Source organism: Actinoplanes sp. HUAS TT8 (genome assembly GCF_051380535.1).
Taxonomy (GTDB): Bacteria; Actinomycetota; Actinomycetes; order Mycobacteriales; family Micromonosporaceae; genus Actinoplanes.
This window is the reverse complement of sequence record NZ_CP195646.1, coordinates 11,254,386-11,273,710: the sequence shown is the minus strand read 5'-3', so window position 1 is coordinate 11,273,710 and position 19,325 is coordinate 11,254,386. Positions and strand designations below refer to the sequence as shown.

Genomic DNA, 19,325 nt, shown 5'->3' with positions numbered 1-19,325 from the left:
GCCGTCTCCACCACGATGCTCAGCCGGGCTGAGCATCACCGAAGGGCGGCGACCGCCTCCGGGGTGACCTCGGTGACCGACTTGACCACCAGCGAGGCCTGGGCCAGCGCGTCCTCGGCGGGCGGGTAGACACCGTGCGGGACCGCGATCACGGCCAGACCGGCCGCGCCGGCCGAACGCAGACCGTTGCTGGAGTCCTCGATCGCCGCGCAGACCGCGGGCGTCAGACCCAGCCGCTCGACCGCGGTCAGGTAGACGTCGGGCGCCGGCTTGCCCCGCGGCACCTCCTCGGTCGAGAGCGTGACCTCGAACTCCGCGGTGATCCCGGCCTTCTCCAGCACCTTGTCGATCAGGATCCGGGCCGACGAGCTGGCCAGCGCGAGCCGGTAGTGCTTCCCGAGCGCCCGGACCGCCTCGACCGCGCCCGGGATCAGGGGCAGCGACTCCTCGTAGCGCGCCGCCATCCGGCCCAGCACCGCGGCCGCGACCTCGGTCGCCGGGAGCGGCACGCCGACCTCGTCGGCCAGGTGGGCCGACCACTCGGCGGTGTTCATGCCCATCATCCGGTCCTGCGTGTCCGGGAGGAACTCGCGGCCGTGCTCGGCGACGAACCCGCGCCGCACCTCCTCCCAGACCTCCTCGGAGTCGATGATCACGCCGTCCAGGTCGAAGACGATCGCCGTGATGCTCACAGGGCCTCCGCCGCCGGGATGATCTCGTCCCGGAAGATCTCGAACTTCTTGGTGTCCCAGGCCTCGGGGACCCCGCCGTGCGTGACCGCGAAGCCCATCGCGGCGAACCGGCGCATGTCGTCGATCACCTCGCCCACCTTCTCCCCGCGCTCGCCGATCGCGAACCGGTAGATCACGGTCTTCTGGATCTCGTCGTAGTCCCGCCCGACCGTGTCGCAGTGCCGTTTCAGCACGTCCAGCTTGTGCTGCAGCTCCGGGCCGGGGAACAGGTTGCAGGCGTCCGCATACTTGGCGACCAGCAGCAGCGTCTTCTTCTCGCCGGCGCCACCGATCAGGATCGGCACCCGCGGAGCGGCCAGCGGGAGCGGCGAGTTCAGCAGGCGGGAGAGGCGGTAATGCGTACCCTCGAAGGGGGTTTCGTCGCCGTCGAACATCTGCCGGCAGATCTTGAGCGCCTCCTCCAGCCGCTCGAACCGCTCCTTGGTCGACGGGAACGACAGGCCCAGGCCGCGCGACTCCTCCTCGTTCCACGCGGCGCCGATGCCCAGGATGGCCCGGCCCCCGGAGAGCACGTCGAGCGTGGTGACCGCCTTGGCCAGCAGACCGGGGTCACGGTAGGTGACGCCGGTGACCAGGGTCAGCAGCTTGGCCCGGCGGGTGTGCGCGGCCAGGAAACCGAGAGCCGTGTAGGCCTCCAGCATCTCCAGCTCGGGCGGGCCGTTGACCCCGATCTGCCAGACGTGATCCATCACGCTGATCCGTTCGAAACCCGCCTCGTCGGCCGCCGACGCGATCTCGGCGAGCGTCGGCGCGAGCTTGGCGGGGCCGTCCGGCCAGGTGAAGTTCGAAATGTGGAGCCCAAGCTTCATCACGGACAAAACCCTATCTCTTTCGTACGGACGGTGACCGCACCCGACGACCCGAACCGGGCCGCGAAGATGATCGTGATCCACCGAACTGATGAGTTGCCAGCAGGTTGCGAGCCGGTAGCTTCGTGCCCTAGCACCGCACCCGACCTGGGGAGCCGCACCTCATGCCCGTTCCACCACTCCGTCGCTCGTCACCGTCCGTGAGCGTGATCATCCCGGCCGGGACCGCTGCCCTGCCGGTCCTGCTCGCTGCCCTGCCCGCGGTCGACGAGGTCATCGTGGTGGTCGGGCGGGACGACGACACCACCAGAGCCACGCCCCGGGCGGCCCGGGTGATCCGGCAGACCCGGACCGGCGTCGGCAACGCGCTGGCCTGCGGGGTGGCCGCGAGCACGGGCGACATCGTGGTCACCGTCCCGGGCGACGGCGGGTGCGACCCGGCCGAGCTGCCCCGCTACGTGCGGGCGCTGCTGGACGGCGCCGACGTGGCTCAGGGCACCCGGTTCCGCGGCGACGGGCGGGACCTGGCCGGCACGTCCCGGACCGGCGTGCGGATCGTGCTGTGGCTGATGGCGGTGCTCTTCGGGGTCCGGCGCACCGACCCCGGCTTCGGATTCCGGGCGTTCTGGCGGGACGTGGCCGGGGTGGCCGGGCTCCCCCGGGTGTCCGGCGTCGAGGCCGTACGCGGAGATGGTGTTGACATTGAACCTCTGCTGACCGTGCGGGCGGCCCTGAACGGGCTGACCGTGGCCGAGGTGCCGGGTGTGGCCCGGCCGCGGACCGCGCCGGCGTCACGGGCCGGGCTGCTGGAGGCCGGGCGCGCTCTGCTCGGCGAGTACTTCGACCGGCGCCGGGCGGCCCGGGAGTCGACGGCCGACAGCATCGTGGTGATGACCGGGCGCCACCCGGCCGACGAGCTGCGGCGGACCGGCACCGACGCGAGCATGATCAACCCGGGGGTCCGGCGGCAGCACATTCCGGTCGCGCCCGGCGCGGCGACCGTCCCGCTCGCCCCCGCCGGTGGGGAGCGGCGACTCGGGCCGCGACGGTTCGCGGGCGAGGGCCGCACGCTCGGCGAGACCACCACGGTTCGCCGGCAGTGGCGGGACAACCCGGTGGGCGACGTCGGGGCGGGGCTGCGGCGCGTGCAGGGGCGACCCAACCTGCGGGTCATCAACGGGGAAGGGGGCGGCGGATCCCGTACCGGAAAATTGCGGGCCGTGCCGCCCAGCGACCTGGAGCAATAAGCAGGATCGCCGGGCGGCCGGAAGGCCGCTCAGCCCCGCAGGCGGGGCAGGATCTCGGTCGAGTAGAGGCGCAGGAAGCGCTCCTGGTCCGGCCCGGGCGCGTGGAAGACCAGGTGGTTGAAGCCCATGTCCAGGTATTCCTTGACCTTGGCGGCGTGCTCCCGCGGGTCGGACGAGACGATCCACCGGGTCGCGGTGCGCTCGACCGGCAGGGCGTCGGCCAGGCGCTGCATCTCGACCGGGTCCTCGACGCCGGTCTTCTCCTCGGGCGAGAGGGCCAGCGCACCCCAGTAGTGGGTGTCGTTGCGGGCGCGGTCGAGGTCGTCGTCGAAGGAGACCTTGACCTCGATCATCAGATCCAGGTCGTCGATCTTCTTGCCGCCCTTCTCCGCACCCTCCTTGACCGCGGGCAGCAGCGTGTCGGTGTAGAGCGCGTGGCCCTTGCCGCTGGTGGTGATGAACCCGTCGGCGATCCGACCGGCCAGCCGGGTCGCGGCCGGCCCGGACGCGCCGATGTAGATCGGCACCTGGGTCTCGGGCTTGTCGTAGATCGTCGCGTTCTCGGTCCGGTAGAACTGGCCCTCGTAGGTCACCCGGTCCTCGGTCCAGAGCTTCTGGATCAGCAGGACCGCCTCCTTGAGCCGGGCGAACCGCTCCTTGCCGTCCGGCCACGCGGTGCCCAGCGGCACCTCGTTGAGCGACTCGCCGGAGCCGACACCGAGGATCGCGCGGCCCGGCGCCAGGCAGCCGAGGGTGGCGAACGCCTGCGCGACCACGGCCGGGTGGTAGCGGAACGTCGGCGTGAGCACGCTGGTGCCGACGAGGATCCGCTCGGTCCGCGCGGCCAGCGCCCCGAGCCACGGGAGCGCGGCCGGGGCGTGGCCGCCGTCGTGCCGCCACGGTTGCAGGTGATCGCTGACGAAGACCGAGTCGAAGCCGAGCTCCTCGGCCAGAATCCCGTACTTGAGCAGTTCAGCCGGCGCGAACTGCTCCGCCGACGCCTTGTACCCGAACCGAATCATGAATCCGAGACTAACCCGCCGCGCGGTACGCCTTACCCGCCTCCGTGGGGCTGTCGCCGTCTTTGTAGAGACCGAAGTCCACGCTGTCGCCGACCGCGGGCAGACCGAACCAGGCGTAGCGCTCGACGAACGACCGTTTCTCCAGGCCGGCGGTGGTGCCCTTGATAAACGTGACCTTCTGCGCGTCGGTCGGGTACTTTGGCGTGCCGGAGAAGTTCATCAGGCCGAACTCGGTGATCCAGATCGGCTTGCCGTAGCGCTTGTGCACCGCGTCGACGTACCCGAGGAACTGGTTGACCGAGGCGGCACTGAAGTCCGAGCCGTACCAGTGCAGGGCGATCGCGTCGACCCGGTAACCCTTGCTCTTGGCGCCGGTCATGAACCGGTCGAGCCAGCCCCCGGCGGTGTCGCCGCCGTAGGCCACCGCCGGGCTGACCAGGCGCATCCCGGTCGCTTCGAGCTGCGGCCAGGCGGCCAGGGCGTCCTCGACGCTCATGTTGGCCTGCCCGCCCATGTCCGGCTCGTTGAAGCCGAGCAGCACCTTCCCCTCGGACTTGGCCTCCTTCAGGGTGGCGCTGGTGACGTTCTGCTTGCCCCAGATCATCGGGACGAACTCGACGCCGGTCGGGCCGGGGATGTCGTTGTTCTGCGACGCCCAGTCGTAGTACCAGCCGGCGCCCACGTCCTTCAGCGCGGCCTTCGACCCGGTGAACTTCCAGACCCCGACGCCCTTCTTCGCCGAGATCTCGGTGACCGGGACCACAGGCTTCGCCGACGATGACGTACGGCGGGGAGCCGGCGACTTGCTGGTCGGGGCCGGTGACGGCGGCAGCACGAGCGCCGACGGCGACGGCGCGGCGATGACCTGCGGGGCGGCCGTGGCCGGCTCGTTATCGGCGCTCAGCGCGTAGACCGCCGCCGCGCCGCCCCCGCCCACCACGCTCACCGCAAGCGCGGTGACCAGCACCTTCTGCGCGACCCCGGCCCCGGCCTTGACGGCCAGTTTCCCGGCCATCGCCTTGCCGGTCGCGTACGAGTACGAGGAGGCGGCCGTGCCCGAGGTCAGCCCGGCGGTGATCGTCGACGACGGCACCAGCAGCGCCAGGCCGGCCAGCAGCCGCTCGGCCGCGACCAGGTCCTGCCAGGCCGGGGCACAGAGCCGGCACTCGCGGGTGTGCCGCGCGATCCGCTTGCGCCACAGCGCGTTGGGCCGGTGGTCCCACGGCTCGATCACCACCGCCAGCTCGGGGCAGATCGGGTGCCGATGCAGCGCCCGGACCACCGCCCGGGCGGTCTCCAGCTGGCCCTTCATCCGCTGGATGCGGACCGCGGCGTGCTGCCGGTTCAGCCCGGTGCCGTCCACGATCTCGTCGCGGGTCAGCTCGCCCGAGGCCTCCAGCCACCACAGCGAGAGCAGTTCCCGGTTCTCCTCGTCGAGCCAGCGGGTCGCCTCGGCGGTCTCCCGGCGCTGGCCGGACAACTCCAGGCGGGTGATCGCCAGGTCGGTGAAGTCGGCCCCCGGGTCCCGCAGGTCGGGGTCGAGCGGGGTGTCGGCCGCGGCGTTGCGCAGGCGGAACCGGTCGCGCACCTGGCGCACCGTGATCGCCACCAGCCAGGAGCGGAACGCCTCGGGCTCGCGCAGCTCACCGAGGTTGCGCAGGACGCGGATCATGGTCTCCTGCACGACGTCGTCGACGTCGGCGTGCCCCTCCAGTGCCCGGCCCACGATGGTGTAGACGAGCGGGAGGTAACCGGCCACGAGCCGGTCGATCGCGACCGGATCGCCGGCTCGCGCGGCCACCACCGTAGCGGTGTCGGGTTGGTTCGCCATCTTCTGCCCTTTCCTCCGGCGCCGGGCGCCAGGAAGGGAGACGGGCGCGAGGAACATGGATAACACGAATCGGGGACGCGGTGTCCCTCCACACGGTTAGCCCCTGCGGCGATCGGGCACAGAAAATGGCATGCGTATGTCGGTTCGGCTCAACCTTCCCCGCGAGGTGGACAGCGTTCCCGCCGTGCGCCGACTCCTGCGCTGCGCGCTGAGCACCCTCGAGATCGACGGTGAGGCCGGCTCCGACCTGGAGATCGCCCTGACCGAGGCCTGCGCCAACGTGGTCAAGCACGCCACCGGCGCCCAGGGCTACGAGGTTCACCTCGACGTCGGTCAGGACCGCTGCTCGATCGACGTCGTCGACGACGGTGACGGCTTCGAGCCGGACACGGCCGCCGAGCCCGCCGACTCCAGCGAGCACGGCCGCGGCCTGTTCCTGATCCGGGCCCTGGCCGAGAACGTGCGGATGCAGTCCAGCCCGCGCACCGGCTCGCTGATCCACTTCGAGAAGTCCTTCGCCTGACGGTTCATGCCGCCCCACGGCATGGCGGTCTGCCCATGGGTCAATTATTTGCCGTATAACAAATATTGTTCCCGAGAGGAGTCCAGGTGTCCGACCGACCGGTCCCCGTCGGCGCGCTGCTGCGCGCCGCGGCGCCCGACCGTCTGCCGGAGGTGACCGCCGACCACCTGCGCCGGCACTTCGCGGCCGAGCGCGTCGAGGTGCTGGTCACTGATCTCACGTTACGAAGACTCGCGCCGCTGCTCGGCCCGCCCGGGCCGGACAGCGACCCGGGCGCGCTGCGCTGCCTGGGCAGCCAGCGACCGGGCACCGAGACCGACATCAACGGCCGGGCCCGCCTGCACCTGCCGCTCTCCTGCTGGGGTGAGCGGCTCGGCGTGCTGCGGGTCGACCTGCCCGGGCGGCCCGAGCCGGAACAGGCCGACCAGCTCCGGGCCATCGCCGACGAACTGGCGGTGGCGCTGCGCGCGGCCGACCGGATGACCGACCGGTACCGCCGGGCCCAATGCCTGGAACGGCTCACCATGGCCGCCGAGATGCAGTGGGACCTGCTGCCCGGACGCTCGTTCACCGACGACCGGTTCCAGCTGGCCGGGCAGCTCGAACCGGCGTACGACGTGCGCGGCGACCATTTCGACTGGGCGCTCGGCGGCGATCGACTCACCATCACCGTGCTCAACGGCGCAGGCGACGGTCTGGAAGCGGCCTTGCTGACGGCCGCCGCGGTGAACGCGATGCGCAACGCCCGGCGCTGCGGCTCGGACATCGTCGAGCAGGCCGAACTGGCCTCCGACGCGCTGCACGCCCGCTACGGCGGCAGCCTGCACGCGGCCACCCTGCTGCTCGAGATCGACCTGGTCAGCGGCTGGGTCGACGCCGTCGACGCGGGATCCCCGCACTGCCTGGTCGGCCGGGGCGGCGAGGTCGAACAGGTCCGGCTGGAACAGCAGCTGCCGCTCGGCATGTTCGGCGAGGCGCGCTACGAGATCGAGCGATTCCGGCTCGAACCGGGCGACCGGCTGCTCGTCGTCAGCGACGGGGTGCACGCGGCAGCACCCGGAGGGGGGACCACATTCGGGGAATCCGCCCTGCTCACGGCGTTGCGCCGGACTAGGTTGCAGCCCGCCGGGGAGGCGGTCGGTACGGTGATGCGGGGCCTGCGTGAGTTTCACAAAGGCACCGAGCCGGAGGATGACGCCGTGACCGTGTGTCTGGATTGGCGCCGATGACAAGGTTTGGTAAGACCTCTGGTGGGGTAATACGCAGTTCTTTGTACGGGATCCGCGACCTCGCGACGGGGAACGCCATGGAGCACGCCACCGATGTCGCCGCGGCAATCGAGTCGTCGGTGGAGTCGCTGGCCGCTGTCCTGGAACGGGCGAGACTGGCCCAGACCCCGGTCATCCCGCCCGCCCAGCTGCGGGTGCTGACCATCGTCGCCGAGAACCGGCACACCAACATGAGCCGCCTGGCCGAAGCCCTGGACGTGGTGCCCTCGTCGGCCAGCCGGCTCTGCGACCGCCTGGAGGCGACCGGCCTGCTGCGCCGGGTCGCCGACCCGCGGGACCGGCGCGAGGTGCGCCTGCTGCTGACCACCGCGTCCCGGCGCCTGCTGGCCGACCTGCGGGAGCGCCGGCGGGCCGCGCTCACCGACGTCCTGGAGCGGATGCCGGTCACCGCCCGCCAGGACCTGGTCCGGGCGTTGCGGGCGTTCGAGGCGGCCGCGGCCGACCCGGCCGACACCTCCGCCGGAGACGATCTCCGCACCGCCTAGGCTGGCCGGATGCGTTTCGGCATCGTGATTCTTCCTGATCAGCGCTGGTCCGAGTCGGCCAAGCGGTGGCGCCTGGCCGAGGAGTTCGGCTTCGACCACGCCTGGACCTACGACCACCTGGGCTGGCGTGACCTGATCGACGGCCCATGGTTCGACGCGGTGCCGACCCTCACGGCGGCGGCCATGGTCACCGATCGGATCAAACTCGGCACGTACGTGGCCACCCCGAACTTCCGGCACCCGGTGCACTTCGCGCGGGAAGCCACCGCGCTGGACGACATCTCCGGCGGCCGGCTGATCCTCGGGCTCGGCGCGGGCGGGATCGGATTCGACTCGGCGGTGCTCGGCGGGGACGAACTGAGCCCGCGCGAACGGGTCGACCGGTTCGCCGAGTTCCTGGAACTGTTCGGCACCATCCTGGGGCAGCCGACGACCACGTGGTCCGGGTCGTACTACTCGGCCGTGAACGCGCGCAGCATCCCGGGGCCGGTGCAGCAGCCCCGGCCACCGTTCGTGATCGCCGCCAACGGGCCGCGCGCACTGCGACTGGCCGCACGGCACGGCGACGGCTGGGTCACCACCGGCCCCCAGGCCGAGACCACCGAGGAATGGTGGCGGGCGGTCGCCGAGAGCCGCGACCGTTTCGAAGCCGCCCTTGTCGCGGCCGGGCGGGCCCCGGAAACGGTCGACCGATACCTCAATCTCGACTCGTCACCGGTGTTCTCGATGAGCAGTGTGGACGCGTTCCAGGAAGCGGCCGGCCGGGCGGCCGCTCTGGGATTCACCGACGTGATCACGCATTGGCCGCGCCAGTCCAGTTGGTATGCGGGCGACGAGAAGGTACTGGAAGCGGTGGCCGCCGAGCTGCCGCGCCTGCGCGCGACTATTTGAAACCATCCAATTCGGACGGAAGTGCAATTCCGCCGTCGGGTTCCGCCGGACGGAAGGAACCCGGGGTCAGCGGGCGTGCGCGGCCCGATAGGCGTTGCTGACCTCCTGCGGAATGCGGCCCCGCTCGGAGATTTTGCGCCCGTTGCTGATGGCCCACTCGCGGATCAGCCGGTTCTCGTCACGGGAGCCGGCCGTCCGGGCCGGGGCCGCGCCGCGCGCCGGGATGCGACCGGCGGCGGTCCGGCCCAGGCGCGTTCCCGCGTTGATGTACGGATCCAGTGCCTTGCGCAGCTTTCCGGCATTGGACTCGGAAAGGTCGATCGTGTAGCTGACTCCGTCGAGACTGAACTCGACGGTGCGATCCGCCTTCTTGCCGTCCAGATCGTCGATCAGGGTGGTGATTACCTGCCGCGCCATAACGACTCCCGAGAGAAATCAATTCGCCCGCGGACAGTCTGGCCCCCGAACGGCATGCGGCGCAACTCCCCGGCACGATCCGGCAATTCTTCGCTCCCGTTGCCAGGAACCCTTATCAGAATGTGCTGAGAACATTCGCGCCGAATCGAAGAGAAAACCCGGTTGGCCTCCGGCCCGGCCCTCACGTTAGGGTCGGCGCCATGCAGGAGGAGCACGCCGACTGGCTGGCGCATCACCGGCAGGCCGTCGCCGGTCGCGCCGCCGCGCTGGACGCCGGGCGCAACGCCGAGGCCCGGCACGCGGCCACCCTGCTCGAGGATTTCGTCCGCCGGGCCGGCGAGCGCGGGCTCGCCCCCCACCCGCTGAGCGCGACCACCTACGACGGCCGATGGACCTACAAGACTCACGTACGCGGGTGGTACCTGAAGTCCAACCGGTCCGTCGCGGTCGGCGAGGACGGGGAGTACTACGTGCTCACCGTCCCGGCGTCGCTGCGTTCCCGATTCACCGGCGCCGACCTGTCGCCGAGCATGCCGCGCCTGATCGTCGGGGCCGGTGGCGGCGACGGCGAGACCGTGCCGCTGGAACATCTGCTGGAGCGCCGACTCGAGGCAGGAGCCCGCTGGCCGTGACGATCGCCCGCCCCGCCGCCGCCCTCGCCGCGATCCTGCTCGTCTCCGCGTCAGCGGTCCTTCCGCCCGGGCCGGCGAGCGCGGCTCTCCCCTCTTCCTCTCGGCTTTCCTCTTCCTCGCGGCTGACGGGTGCGGGCCTTCCCTCCGGGCTGACCGGTGCGGTCCGGGCCGGTAACGCGGCCGCCGCCGAGGTTCCCTGCCCGCGGCCGAAGATCGTCAAGCCGAGCGCCCCGCCGCGCCCGGTCCCGCCGGCCGACGACCCCGAGGCGATGAAGGTCGGCGGCGGCGACCTGGCCACCCACGGGCTGATCGTCCCGGCCGGGGCGAAACAGCCGCCGGCCGTCACCGCGACCACGTGGATCGTCGCCGACCTGGACAGCGGCGAGGTCCTCGGCGCCTGCGGCCCGCACGTCTACCAGACCCCCGCCAGCGTGCAGAAAACCCTGCTGGCGGCCACCGCGATCGACAAGCTCAACCCGAAGCAGAACGTCAAGGTCGTGCAGAGCGACCTGGACATCGAGGAGAACAGTTCGGCCGTCGGGATCGTGGTCGGCGGCACCTACCCGGTCTCCACCCTCTGGCTCGGGCTGCTGCTGAACTCCGGCAACGACGCGGCCAACGCGCTGGCCCGGATGGCCGGCGGGGGCGGCGCCGACGGGGTCGCCAAGACGGTCGCCGCGATGAACGCGAAGGCGGCCGAGCTCGGCGCGTTCCAGACCCACGCCGTGACACCGTCCGGCCTGGACGGCAAGGGCCAGTTCACCAGCGCGTACGACCTGGCGCTGATCGCCCGGGTGGACTTCGCCAACGCAGACTTCCGCAAATACGTGCTCACCAAGAGCGCGCAGATGCCGGCCCAGAAATCGCCCAAGGTCGGCGGTTTCCAGTTCCAGAACGAGAACAAGCTGATCTACAACTACCCGGGGGCGATGGGCGGCAAGACCGGATTCACCACGGTCGCCCGGCACAGCTACGTGGGCGCGGCCCAGCGCAACGGGCGACGCCTGGTCGTCACCCTGCTCGGCGCCGAGGCCCGGCCGATCCGCGGATGGCAGCAGGGGGCGGCGCTGCTGGACTGGGGTTTCGCCCAGCCGGCGGGCTCCTCGGTGGGCCACCTGGTCACCCCGGCCGAGGTGCAGGCGTCGGCCCAGGCCACGGCCGCGACCCCGGAGAAGGCGACCACCGGTGGCCTGGCCGGAGTCGCCGCGAAGCCGGCCGCCAAGTCCGGTGGCCTGTCCGTCCTGGCCGCGGGCACGGTAGCCGTGGTCTTGGCCGCCATGCCCCTCTCCCTCCTCCTCGTCCAGCGCCGCCGCCGTCGCCTCGCCCGCGACTAGCAAGCCCCGACCCCAGCTGGCGCTGACGGCTGTCTTCGGACCCTCAACACAGCCCTGAGCACCAGCCTGGCCCTCGCCGCCCGCGCGCCGAGCCCGGACACCGCGCGGGTCACGGTCTCAGCTGGCGCTGACGGCTGCCTTCGGGCCCTCGACACAACCCTCAGCACCAGCCGGCCCCCCGCACCCGCGCGCCGAGCCCGACCACCGCGCGGGTCCCGATCCCAGCTGGCGCTGACGGCTGCCCTCAGGCCCTCAACACAGCCCTGAGCACCAGCTGGGCCCCGCCGCCCGCGCGCCGAGCCCGGACACCGCGTGGGTCACGGTCTCGGCTGGTGCTGAGGGCTGTGTCGGGGGCCTGGATACAGCCCTCAGCACCAGCCGGGGGCAGGGGGTGCGGCTGGGCGGTGTGTGGGCTGTGGGGTTGCGTGGGGGCTGGGCGTGGGGGCGTGGGGCTGGGCGTCGCGGGGTGGGTGGGTTTGTTGGTTTGAGCGCAACCCGAAGACCACGTCGCCCTTTCGGGCCTCGCGTTTTGGCCGCGCCAGCGGCCTGCGAGGGTCGGAAGGGTCCCCGCGGGAGCGACGGTCTGTACCCCGGCGGACCGAGGCAATAAAGAATTTGATCTTGGGTTAGGTGATGATCAGGCCGAAGATCCAGACGACGGCGATGGCGAGGGCGGCGGCGAACTCGACGAGCAGGGACAGGCCGACGGCGGCGAGGGCGCGGCGGGTCGAGGGCCAGGCCTGGTCGACGCCGAGGCGCGCGGCCTCCATGGCGTAGATGCCGAGCAGGAAGCCGAGGAGCAGGCCGACGATCGGGACCACGAAGAAGCCGATCAGGCCGAGGATCCCGCCGACGAGCAGGCTCGGCAGGGGCACTCCGGAGTCCTTGAGCTTGCGGCCCGGCCACAGGAACTTGATCACCAGGCCGAGTGCGGCGATCACCGTGGCGACGCCCAGGATCACCCATTTGACCGTGCCGCCGGTGTCCGCGAGCAGGGCCCAGACCAGCACTCCGGCCCAGCTCAGCAGCAGTCCCGGAATGATCGGCAGGATCACCCCGATCACCCCGGCGACGATCAGTACACCGGCGATGACGTTGACGGCTGTGCCGCCGTCGCTCAGATCCATGCGGCTCACCCTGCCGTACGGCCGCGGAAACTCTCAAGCGGAGGCCGGCCCCGCCGATCGACACGGGCATCACCGGGCACCGGTTTCGGAGCAACCGGCAAGCAACTGTCCGTGACCTTTTCCCGCACCTTCCGAGCTTCAAAGTTTCTCCCTGTCAGCCGGTGCCACCCAGCCAAGGGCGCCGACAACAACCGGGGGAAACGACATGACCAGCACCGTGACGACCGCTGCCGACCTCGCCGCCGACACCGCTCCCGCGACGCCGGTTCTCTCCGGTGCGGAGCAGGAAGAACTGATCCGCACCCACATGCCGCTCGTCGGCCACCTGGTGCGGGACATGCTCAGCCGCATCCCCAACCACATCCACCGCGACGACCTGACCAGCGCCGGGCTGCACGCGCTGGTCACCGCCGCCCGCGGCTGGGACCCGGAGCGCGGCGTGCCGTTCCACCGCTTCGCCGGCACCCGGATCCGCGGCGCCCTGCTCGACGAGCTGCGCTCGCTGGACTGGGCGACCCGCTCGGTGCGGTCGAAGGCCCGCAGCACCGACACCACCCGGCAGAGCCTGACCACCAGCCTCGGCCGCACGCCGACGCCGGAGGAGCTGGCCCAGGCGCTCGGCACCACCACCACGGACCTGCACCAGACCGACACCGACGTGCAGCGGGCGACCGTGCTGTCGCTGCAGGGCTTCACCACCAGCAGCGCCGACGACCTGGTCACCGAGCGCACCCCCGGCCCGGAGGAGATGCTGCTGCGCCGGGAGCAGATCGGCTACCTGCACCACGCGATCGGCTCGCTGCCGGACCGGCTGCAGACCGTGGTCACCGAGTACTTCCTGCAGGAGCGCCCGATGGCCGACATCGCCAAGGACCTCGGCGTGACCGAGTCGCGCGTGTCGCAGCTGCGGGCCGAGGCGCTGTCGCTGCTGCGCGACGGCCTGAACACGCACCTCGACCCCGAGATGGCGCCGACCCCGGAGAACCCGGACAGCATCACGGCCCGCCGGCGGGCGTCGTACTACGCGAGCATCGCCAGCAACACGACGATGCACAGCCGGCTGGCGATGACCAACAGCCAGGGGCACACCGCGATCGGCCGCGGGGCGCGTCAGGCCGCCTGACGGATCAAAACCATGCGGGAGGGCTCGGCGTCTGCGGACGCCGGGCCTTTTTCCCGTACGGACATTATTGTCACGTTATGGGCGAATTCTCCATAACGCCGGCCAGCCTCGACGACATGGGCCTGCTCGCCGAGTGGGCCACCGCCGAGGGGTGGACACCGGGGCTGGGCGACGAACGGCTGTTCTTCCCGGTCGACCCCCGCGGCTTCCTGGTGGGCCGGCTCGACGGCCGGCCGGTGACGTCGATCTCGGCGGTCCGCTACGGGGTCGGTCACGGCTTCATCGGCTACTACCTGACCGTTCCCGGGCTCCGCGGGCACGGCTACGGTCTGCGCACCTGGCAGGCCGGCATGGAACGGCTGGTCAACCGGGACATCGGGCTCGACGGCGTGGTCGCCCAGCAGGAGAACTACCGGAAGTCCGGATTCCGGCCGGCCTGGACCAACGTGCGGTTCCGCGGCGTCGCCCGGGTCGACGTGACCGCGTCCGACCTGACGCTGGTCGACGCGCGGCAGCTCGGGTTCGGTGCGCTGACGCTTTACGACCAGCGATTCTTCCCGTCCGACCGGGACACGTTCCTGGCGTTGTGGATCTCCGCGCCGCGACGGCACGCCCTGGCCGCGCTGCGCGACGGGACACTGGCCGGCTTCGGGGTACGGCGGCCGGCCGCCGACGCCGTCCGGATCGGGCCGCTGCACGCGGACTCGCCCGAGACCGCCGCGTTCCTGCTGGACGCCCTGGTCACGGATGACCTGGACGGCCGGGCGACCGAGGTCGTGCTGGACGTGCCCGACGTGAACCCGGACGGGATCGCGCTGGCCGGACGGGCCGGGCTGACGCCGGTGTCGGAGACCGCGCGGATGTACACCGGCCCGCGCCCGGCGATCGACGTCGGGGGAATTTATTCGGTGGCCAGCCTGGAACTGGGCTGAGTAGTTTCCCGGCATGCCGGACGCCCTGTTCTCCGATCCGCGACTCGCGGCGCTCTACGACGTCTTCGACAGTGATCGGGGGGACCTTCCGGCCTATCTGGCGATCGTGGAATCGCTGCGACCGGAACGGATCATCGACGTGGGCTGCGGGACCGGGACCTTCGCGGCGCTGCTGGCCGAGCGCGGGTACACGGTGGTCGGGGCGGATCCGGCGGGGGCGTCACTCGACGTCGCCCGGGGGAAGTCGGCGGCGGTGACCTGGGTTCACGCCGGGGCGGACGAACTGCCGGAGGTCGGGGCCGACCTGGCCTTGATGACCGGGAACGTGGCTCAGGTGTTCGTCACCGACGAGGAGTGGGCGGGGGCGCTCAGGGGGATTCGGGGCGCGCTGCGCGACGGCGGGCATCTGGTGTTCGAGGCTCGGCGGCCGGAGTTCCGGGGCTGGGAGGAGTGGGCCCATGAACCGATTTTTGATGAAGAATCGGGCGTCGAGCGGCGGTTCACGCTCGGGGCGGTCGATCTGCCACTTGTGTCATTTCGCTACGAATACCACTTCGACGCCGATGGGGCGACGCTGACGTCCGAGTCGACGCTGCGATTCCGGTCCCGGGAAGAGATCGAGGAATCATTGCGTACGGCGGGATTCGAGGTTCTCGAGGTTCGCGACGCGCCGGACCGCCCCGGCCGGGAGAACGTCTTCATCGCGACGACGCTCCCCTGACCAGGGCGACATCTCAGGCCGGCTCGGCTTCTGGTCAGGCCAACGAGGACAGGACTCCCGGCAGCGGGGCGGTGTGCAGCACCCCGAGGCGCTGGGTGGCCCGGGTGACCGCCACGTACAGATCGGACAGCCCCCGCGGGCTCTCCGCGATGATCTCGTCCGGGCAGATGACCAGGACCGAGTCGAACTCCAGCCCCTTGGCCTGCCGCACGGTCATCAGCACCACGTGGTTGAGCAGGTCGGGCTGCTCCCCCACGGCCGCGCCGGGGACGGCCGCGACCAGGGCGGCACCGAGCGTCTCCTGCAGCCGGGCCGGGACCAGGACGCCGACCCGGCCGGACTCGACGGCCGCCGACTCCTTGCGGACGTCGGCGATCAGCTCCTCGGCCAGCCCGTCGACCGGCACGGACCGGGCCCACGGGGTGACCCCGGCCGAGCGGACCGAGCGCGGCGGTTTCAGGGCCGGGCCGACCTCGGCCAGCACGTCCGCGGCGACGGCCATCACCTCGGCCGGCGTGCGGTAGTTGACGCTCAGCTCGACCAGGCGCCAGCGCTGACCCACGTACGGCTCGAAGACCTGTTCCCAGCTCGTACTGCCGGCCGGCTCGGACGTCTGCGCGACGTCGCCGACCACGGTCATCGACCGGCTCGGGCAGCGGCGCATCAGCAGCCGCCAGGCCATCGGGGACAGCTCCTGCGCCTCGTCGACGATCACGTGCCCGAACATCCAGGTCCGGTCGGCGGCGGCGCGCTCGGCCGCGGTCCGGGTGTCGATCACCTCGTGCCGCTCGACGAACGCGCTCGCGTCGACCACGTCGATCGCCGAGAGGATCTCCTCCTCCTGGTCCTCGAAGTCGAGCGAACGGGAACCCTCGACGATCTCCAGGACGCCCTCGGCGTAGTCGATCGCGGCCTCGCGCTCCCGGGCCGCCTCGCGCTTCTTCAACGTGTCGTCGATGCCGAGCAGTTCGGCCAACTCGTCCAGCAGCGGCACGTCGGCCGGGGTCCAGCGGGCGTCCCGGTCGCGCAGCAGCGCCGGCGGCAGACCGGCCGACTCCAGCCGGTCGGCGTCGGTGAGCAGGTCACGCAGCACCTGCCGAGGCGTCAGAACCGGCCAAAAATCAAAGAGCATTTGCTGTACGTCGATGTCCTCCCGCAGCTCACGACGGGTTTCCGCGAGGTCGGCCTCGGACAGCAGGTTCTCCCCGCCGAGCGGATCGGCGCCGATGCGCTCGGCGATCTGCAGCGACAGCGCGTGGATCGCCTCGGTCACGAAGACCGCCCGGGCCACGTTGTGCGGGCGGCCCGACCGGCGGGCGACGGCCCGCGCGTCCTCGATCAGCGAACGCTCGATCCGCAGCGGATAGCCGTCGTGGTCGACCTCGGCGAACGCCGCCGGCACGGTCTGCCGGTCGGCCACCGCGTTCTCCAGGGCCGGGATCATCAGGTCGACGTCGCCCTTGAACGCGGCCACGTCGTCCGGCTCGTGGCCGCGGGCGCGCACACCCGGGAACATGTCGCCCAGGGTGGCCAGCAGGACACCGGTCTCGGCGAGCGACGGGAGGACCTGGGAGATGTAGCGCAGGAACGTGAGGTTCGGGCCCAGGATCAGCACGCCGGAACGGGTGAGCTGCTGGCGGTAGGTGTAGAGCAGGTAGGCCGCGCGGTGCAGCGCGACCGCGGTCTTGCCGGTGCCCGGCCCGCCCTGCACGACCAGCGCCCCGGCCAGACCGGAACGGATCACCTCGTCCTGCTCGGCCTGGATGGTCTCGACGATGTCGCGCATCCGGCCGGTCCGGTTCGCGGTCAGCGCCGAGAGCAGCGCCGCCTCGCCGGTCACGTCCTCACGCCCGGTGCCGTCGCCGGCCTCCAGGTCCAGCACCTCGTCGTCGACGCCGGTCAGGGTCCGGCCCCGGGTGCGCAGGTGGCGCCGCCGGGTGACCCCCTCCGGGTTGACCGCGGTGGCCAGGTAGAACGGCCGGGCGGCCGGGGCCCGCCAGTCGACCAGAAGTGGATCCTGGTCGCGGTCCTCGGCGAAGAGCCCGATCCGGCCGATGTACTGATTCGACCCGGTGGTGTAGTCGAGACGGCCGAAACAGAGACCGTTCTCGACGGAATTCATCTGGGCGAGCTGCTCCGCGTAGTGGGCGCGGGTGGCCTCACGCTGGGCGCGGCCCTGCGGGGTGCCGCCGGCCTCCAGCAGGATCGCCTTGAGCCGACTGTCGGCCTGGTCACGCAACTGATCCAGCCGCTGGTAGAGCGCGGTCAAGTACGCCTGCTCGGAATCGATGTCGGCGTTCGAGCTTGACAAAATCGCCCCTTTTCGTGCTATCATTCCGGCCGCTGGCAACCAATTCTCATTGGTTGCCTTTTCTGTTTACGGCAAACGACCAGAATAGCTGACCGCCCTGGGTCGGGCTCGTGACTCCCGTGGGAGCGAGGCGAGGTCCAGGTGGTGGCTGACGTCGACCGCGGAGCGGTCGCATACCGGGGTTGTATGTGGCCGCTCCGCGGGCGCCGTCAGGCGCCGCCTGGGCCACGCCGCAGCCCCGCGGGGGTCACGAGCCCGACCCAGCCGGGTTACGGGCTCGCGGGACAGTGTCAGGAAGCCGTCAGGACACGCCGGAGCCGTTACGCGTGACCCCGTGGCCGCATTAACCAGGCCATGGACATCAACACCCCGTACCGACGTATCGCCGTCCTCGCCCTGGCCGCCGTCTCCACCCTCGGAGTCACCTCCGCCTGTTCGTCCGACGACGACGCCCCGGCCGGCAACGCCGCCGCGGCCGCCGCCGGTGGCCCCGAGCCGAAGACCATCGACGGTGCGAAGAACGCCGCGCAGACCGTTTTCGATCGGTTCAGCGGGGGCGACTTCGCCGGCGCCTGGGAGATGTACACCTCGGCCGGCAAGCAGGCGATCAGCAAGGACGACTACGTCAAGCTGAACCAGGCGTGCTCGCGCAAGGGGCTGGCCATCCAGCTGACCAGCGCCCGCATGGAGGGCACGGACAAGGCCATCGTGATCGCGAAGCAGCTGGTGGCCGCCCAGTCGTACACGATGATGTACGAGAAGGACGCGTGGAAGCTGGAGCCGGCGGCCGAGGGGCTCGCGCTCTACAAGATGGGGGCGGTCAAGGCGATCACGGCCCAGAAGAAGGCCGGCACCTGCGCCAACAACTGAGCGGTGCACCGGCCGTACCAAATCGGGCTTTTAATGGTTTTTGGGGCCCGCCGCGAACCGCGACGGGCCCCAGCAATCCTGCGAAGCCCTCAGGCCGCGACCGGGAGACCGTCCGGGCCGGTGAGCTCCAGCCGGGTGCGCAGCGTGCCGCGGCTGGCGATCCGGTCGTAGTAGGCGGCGCGGCGCCGGGCCACACAGCCCTCCTTGGGCGGGTTCTCGGCGGCCAGCGCCGGATCCAGGTGGGTGTTCAGCCCGTCCCGCAGCAGCACCAGCGCCTCGGCGCGCAACTGCGACACCCGGGACTCGCTGACACCCAGATCGGCGGCGATCTCGGCCATCGGCCGCTCGTCGAAGAAATAGCCCTGGACCACCACCCGCAACCGCTCCGGCAACGCGTCCACGGCGTGCCGCAGGTAGCCGACCCGCTCCCGGCGGATCAGCATCTCCTCCGGCCCGGCACCCGGCTCGGTGACGATGTCGTCGGCCGTGGCCGTCGCGAAACCCTGCAGGCTGAACACCGTGGCGCGATGCACGTCGTCCTCGGCGTGCTCGATGTCCTCGACCGTGCAACCGAGCCGCTCGGCGATCTCCTGCACGCTGGGGGTGCGGCCGAGCTCGGCGGTCAGCTCCTCCCGGGCCGCATCGGTGCGCCGGGCCCGCTGGCGCACCGACCGGCTCGCCCAGTCCAGCCCGCGCAACTCGTCCAGCAGGGCGCCACGCACCCGGGCGGCGGCGAACCGGGGGAACGGGACGCCCCGCTCCGCGTCGAAACCGCGCGCGGCGGCGACCAGGGCGGCATAGCCGGCGGACAGCAGGTCGTCGCGGTTGACGTGGGCGGGGACCCGGGCCAGCATCTCGCGGACCAGATGCCCGACGAGCGGCATGTTCGCTCGCACGATGTCCTCACGACGCCGATCGACGGCGGGTGCCTCACCGTTCATCAGGGGTCTCCTCAGTACCTGGCCGGAGTGGGGGCGTCCGGCGCTGAGGAAAAAGATCTGCGAGGCTG

At 71.3% G+C, this 19,325-nt stretch carries 19 protein-coding genes; 11 read left to right on the top strand and 8 right to left on the bottom strand.

Going from position 1 to position 19,325, the window contains the following annotated elements:
• Window positions 1-35 precede the first annotated feature (35 nt).
• Window positions 36-692, bottom strand: a complete 657-nt coding sequence (locus ACSHV8_RS50315) for an HAD family hydrolase (RefSeq protein ID WP_436527593.1) — start codon at window positions 690-692, stop codon at window positions 36-38.
• Window positions 689-1,561, bottom strand: a complete 873-nt coding sequence (locus tag ACSHV8_RS50310) for an LLM class F420-dependent oxidoreductase (protein WP_436537336.1) — start codon at window positions 1,559-1,561, stop codon at window positions 689-691. Before ACSHV8_RS50310 ends, ACSHV8_RS50315 begins: the two co-directional genes overlap by 4 nt.
• Before the next feature lie 200 nt (window positions 1,562-1,761).
• On the opposite strand from ACSHV8_RS50310, the gene ACSHV8_RS50305 reads away from it, so the two are divergent.
• Window positions 1,762-2,808, top strand: coding sequence for a glycosyltransferase family 2 protein (locus tag ACSHV8_RS50305; protein WP_436527591.1), 1,047 nt, complete (start codon window positions 1,762-1,764; stop codon window positions 2,806-2,808).
• A 29-nt stretch (window positions 2,809-2,837) separates the two neighbouring features.
• Here the strand turns inward: ACSHV8_RS50305 and fgd are convergent, their stop codons facing one another.
• Window positions 2,838-3,830: a glucose-6-phosphate dehydrogenase (coenzyme-F420) gene (gene fgd, locus ACSHV8_RS50300; protein WP_436527589.1), complete on the bottom strand. Its 993-nt coding sequence runs from the start codon at window positions 3,828-3,830 to the stop codon at window positions 2,838-2,840.
• Window positions 3,831-3,840: 10 nt separating this feature from the next.
• Window positions 3,841-5,661, bottom strand: a complete 1,821-nt coding sequence (locus ACSHV8_RS50295; RefSeq protein WP_436527587.1) for a sigma-70 family RNA polymerase sigma factor — start codon at window positions 5,659-5,661, stop codon at window positions 3,841-3,843.
• A gap of 130 nt (window positions 5,662-5,791) precedes the next feature.
• Between ACSHV8_RS50295 and ACSHV8_RS50290 the strand changes: the two genes are divergently transcribed.
• From ACSHV8_RS50290 to ACSHV8_RS50275, 4 genes are all read left to right on the top strand, one after another.
• Window positions 5,792-6,184, top strand: a complete 393-nt coding sequence (locus tag ACSHV8_RS50290; RefSeq protein WP_436527585.1) for an ATP-binding protein — start codon at window positions 5,792-5,794, stop codon at window positions 6,182-6,184.
• A gap of 86 nt (window positions 6,185-6,270) precedes the next feature.
• The gene (locus tag ACSHV8_RS50285; RefSeq protein ID WP_436527584.1) at window positions 6,271-7,413 is read left to right on the top strand and encodes a PP2C family protein-serine/threonine phosphatase; all 1,143 of its coding nucleotides are present in this window, start codon (window positions 6,271-6,273) and stop codon (window positions 7,411-7,413) included.
• A gap of 77 nt (window positions 7,414-7,490) precedes the next feature.
• Window positions 7,491-7,958: a MarR family transcriptional regulator gene (locus ACSHV8_RS50280; RefSeq protein WP_436527583.1), complete on the top strand. Its 468-nt coding sequence runs from the start codon at window positions 7,491-7,493 to the stop codon at window positions 7,956-7,958.
• 9 nt (window positions 7,959-7,967) lie between these two features.
• Window positions 7,968-8,849, top strand: a complete 882-nt coding sequence (locus ACSHV8_RS50275) for an LLM class flavin-dependent oxidoreductase (protein WP_436527582.1) — start codon at window positions 7,968-7,970, stop codon at window positions 8,847-8,849.
• Between the two features lie 66 nt (window positions 8,850-8,915).
• Here ACSHV8_RS50275 and ACSHV8_RS50270 read toward each other — a convergent pair whose 3' ends face one another.
• Window positions 8,916-9,266: a histone-like nucleoid-structuring protein Lsr2 gene (locus ACSHV8_RS50270; RefSeq protein WP_436527581.1), complete on the bottom strand. Its 351-nt coding sequence runs from the start codon at window positions 9,264-9,266 to the stop codon at window positions 8,916-8,918.
• Window positions 9,267-9,466: 200 nt separating this feature from the next.
• Here ACSHV8_RS50270 and ACSHV8_RS50265 point away from each other — a divergent pair, with 200 nt between their 5' ends.
• On the top strand, window positions 9,467-9,898 hold the full coding sequence (locus tag ACSHV8_RS50265; RefSeq protein ID WP_436527580.1) for a hypothetical protein: 432 nt from the start codon (window positions 9,467-9,469) through the stop codon (window positions 9,896-9,898).
• A 149-nt stretch (window positions 9,899-10,047) separates the two neighbouring features.
• Window positions 10,048-11,232: a D-alanyl-D-alanine carboxypeptidase family protein gene (locus ACSHV8_RS50260; protein WP_436537334.1), complete on the top strand. Its 1,185-nt coding sequence runs from the start codon at window positions 10,048-10,050 to the stop codon at window positions 11,230-11,232.
• Window positions 11,233-11,858: 626 nt separating this feature from the next.
• Here the strand turns inward: ACSHV8_RS50260 and ACSHV8_RS50255 are convergent.
• The gene (locus ACSHV8_RS50255) at window positions 11,859-12,359 is read right to left on the bottom strand and encodes a DUF456 domain-containing protein (RefSeq protein ID WP_436527579.1); all 501 of its coding nucleotides are present in this window, start codon (window positions 12,357-12,359) and stop codon (window positions 11,859-11,861) included.
• 205 nt (window positions 12,360-12,564) lie between these two features.
• On the opposite strand from ACSHV8_RS50255, the gene ACSHV8_RS50250 reads away from it, so the two are divergent.
• The 3 genes from ACSHV8_RS50250 (at window position 12,565) to ACSHV8_RS50240 (ending at window position 15,135) form a co-directional block, all read left to right on the top strand.
• Window positions 12,565-13,482 carry a sigma-70 family RNA polymerase sigma factor gene (locus ACSHV8_RS50250; protein ID WP_436527578.1) on the top strand — a complete coding sequence of 306 codons (918 nt, stop codon included), beginning with the start codon at window positions 12,565-12,567 and terminating at the stop codon, window positions 13,480-13,482.
• Between the two features lie 77 nt (window positions 13,483-13,559).
• On the top strand, window positions 13,560-14,414 hold the full coding sequence (locus ACSHV8_RS50245; protein WP_436527577.1) for a GNAT family N-acetyltransferase: 855 nt from the start codon (window positions 13,560-13,562) through the stop codon (window positions 14,412-14,414).
• Window positions 14,415-14,427: 13 nt separating this feature from the next.
• The gene (locus ACSHV8_RS50240) at window positions 14,428-15,135 is read left to right on the top strand and encodes a class I SAM-dependent DNA methyltransferase (RefSeq protein ID WP_436527576.1); all 708 of its coding nucleotides are present in this window, start codon (window positions 14,428-14,430) and stop codon (window positions 15,133-15,135) included.
• A gap of 34 nt (window positions 15,136-15,169) precedes the next feature.
• On the opposite strand, the gene ACSHV8_RS50235 is transcribed toward ACSHV8_RS50240, so the two are convergent.
• Window positions 15,170-17,470, bottom strand: coding sequence for a HelD family protein (locus ACSHV8_RS50235; protein WP_436527575.1), 2,301 nt, complete (start codon window positions 17,468-17,470; stop codon window positions 15,170-15,172).
• Between the two features lie 330 nt (window positions 17,471-17,800).
• On the opposite strand from ACSHV8_RS50235, the gene ACSHV8_RS50230 reads away from it, so the two are divergent.
• On the top strand, window positions 17,801-18,316 hold the full coding sequence (locus tag ACSHV8_RS50230; RefSeq protein WP_436527574.1) for a hypothetical protein: 516 nt from the start codon (window positions 17,801-17,803) through the stop codon (window positions 18,314-18,316).
• Between the two features lie 89 nt (window positions 18,317-18,405).
• Here ACSHV8_RS50230 and ACSHV8_RS50225 read toward each other — a convergent pair whose 3' ends face one another.
• The gene (locus tag ACSHV8_RS50225; protein ID WP_436527573.1) at window positions 18,406-19,257 is read right to left on the bottom strand and encodes a sigma-70 family RNA polymerase sigma factor; all 852 of its coding nucleotides are present in this window, start codon (window positions 19,255-19,257) and stop codon (window positions 18,406-18,408) included.
• Between the last annotated feature and the right edge of the window lie 68 nt (window positions 19,258-19,325).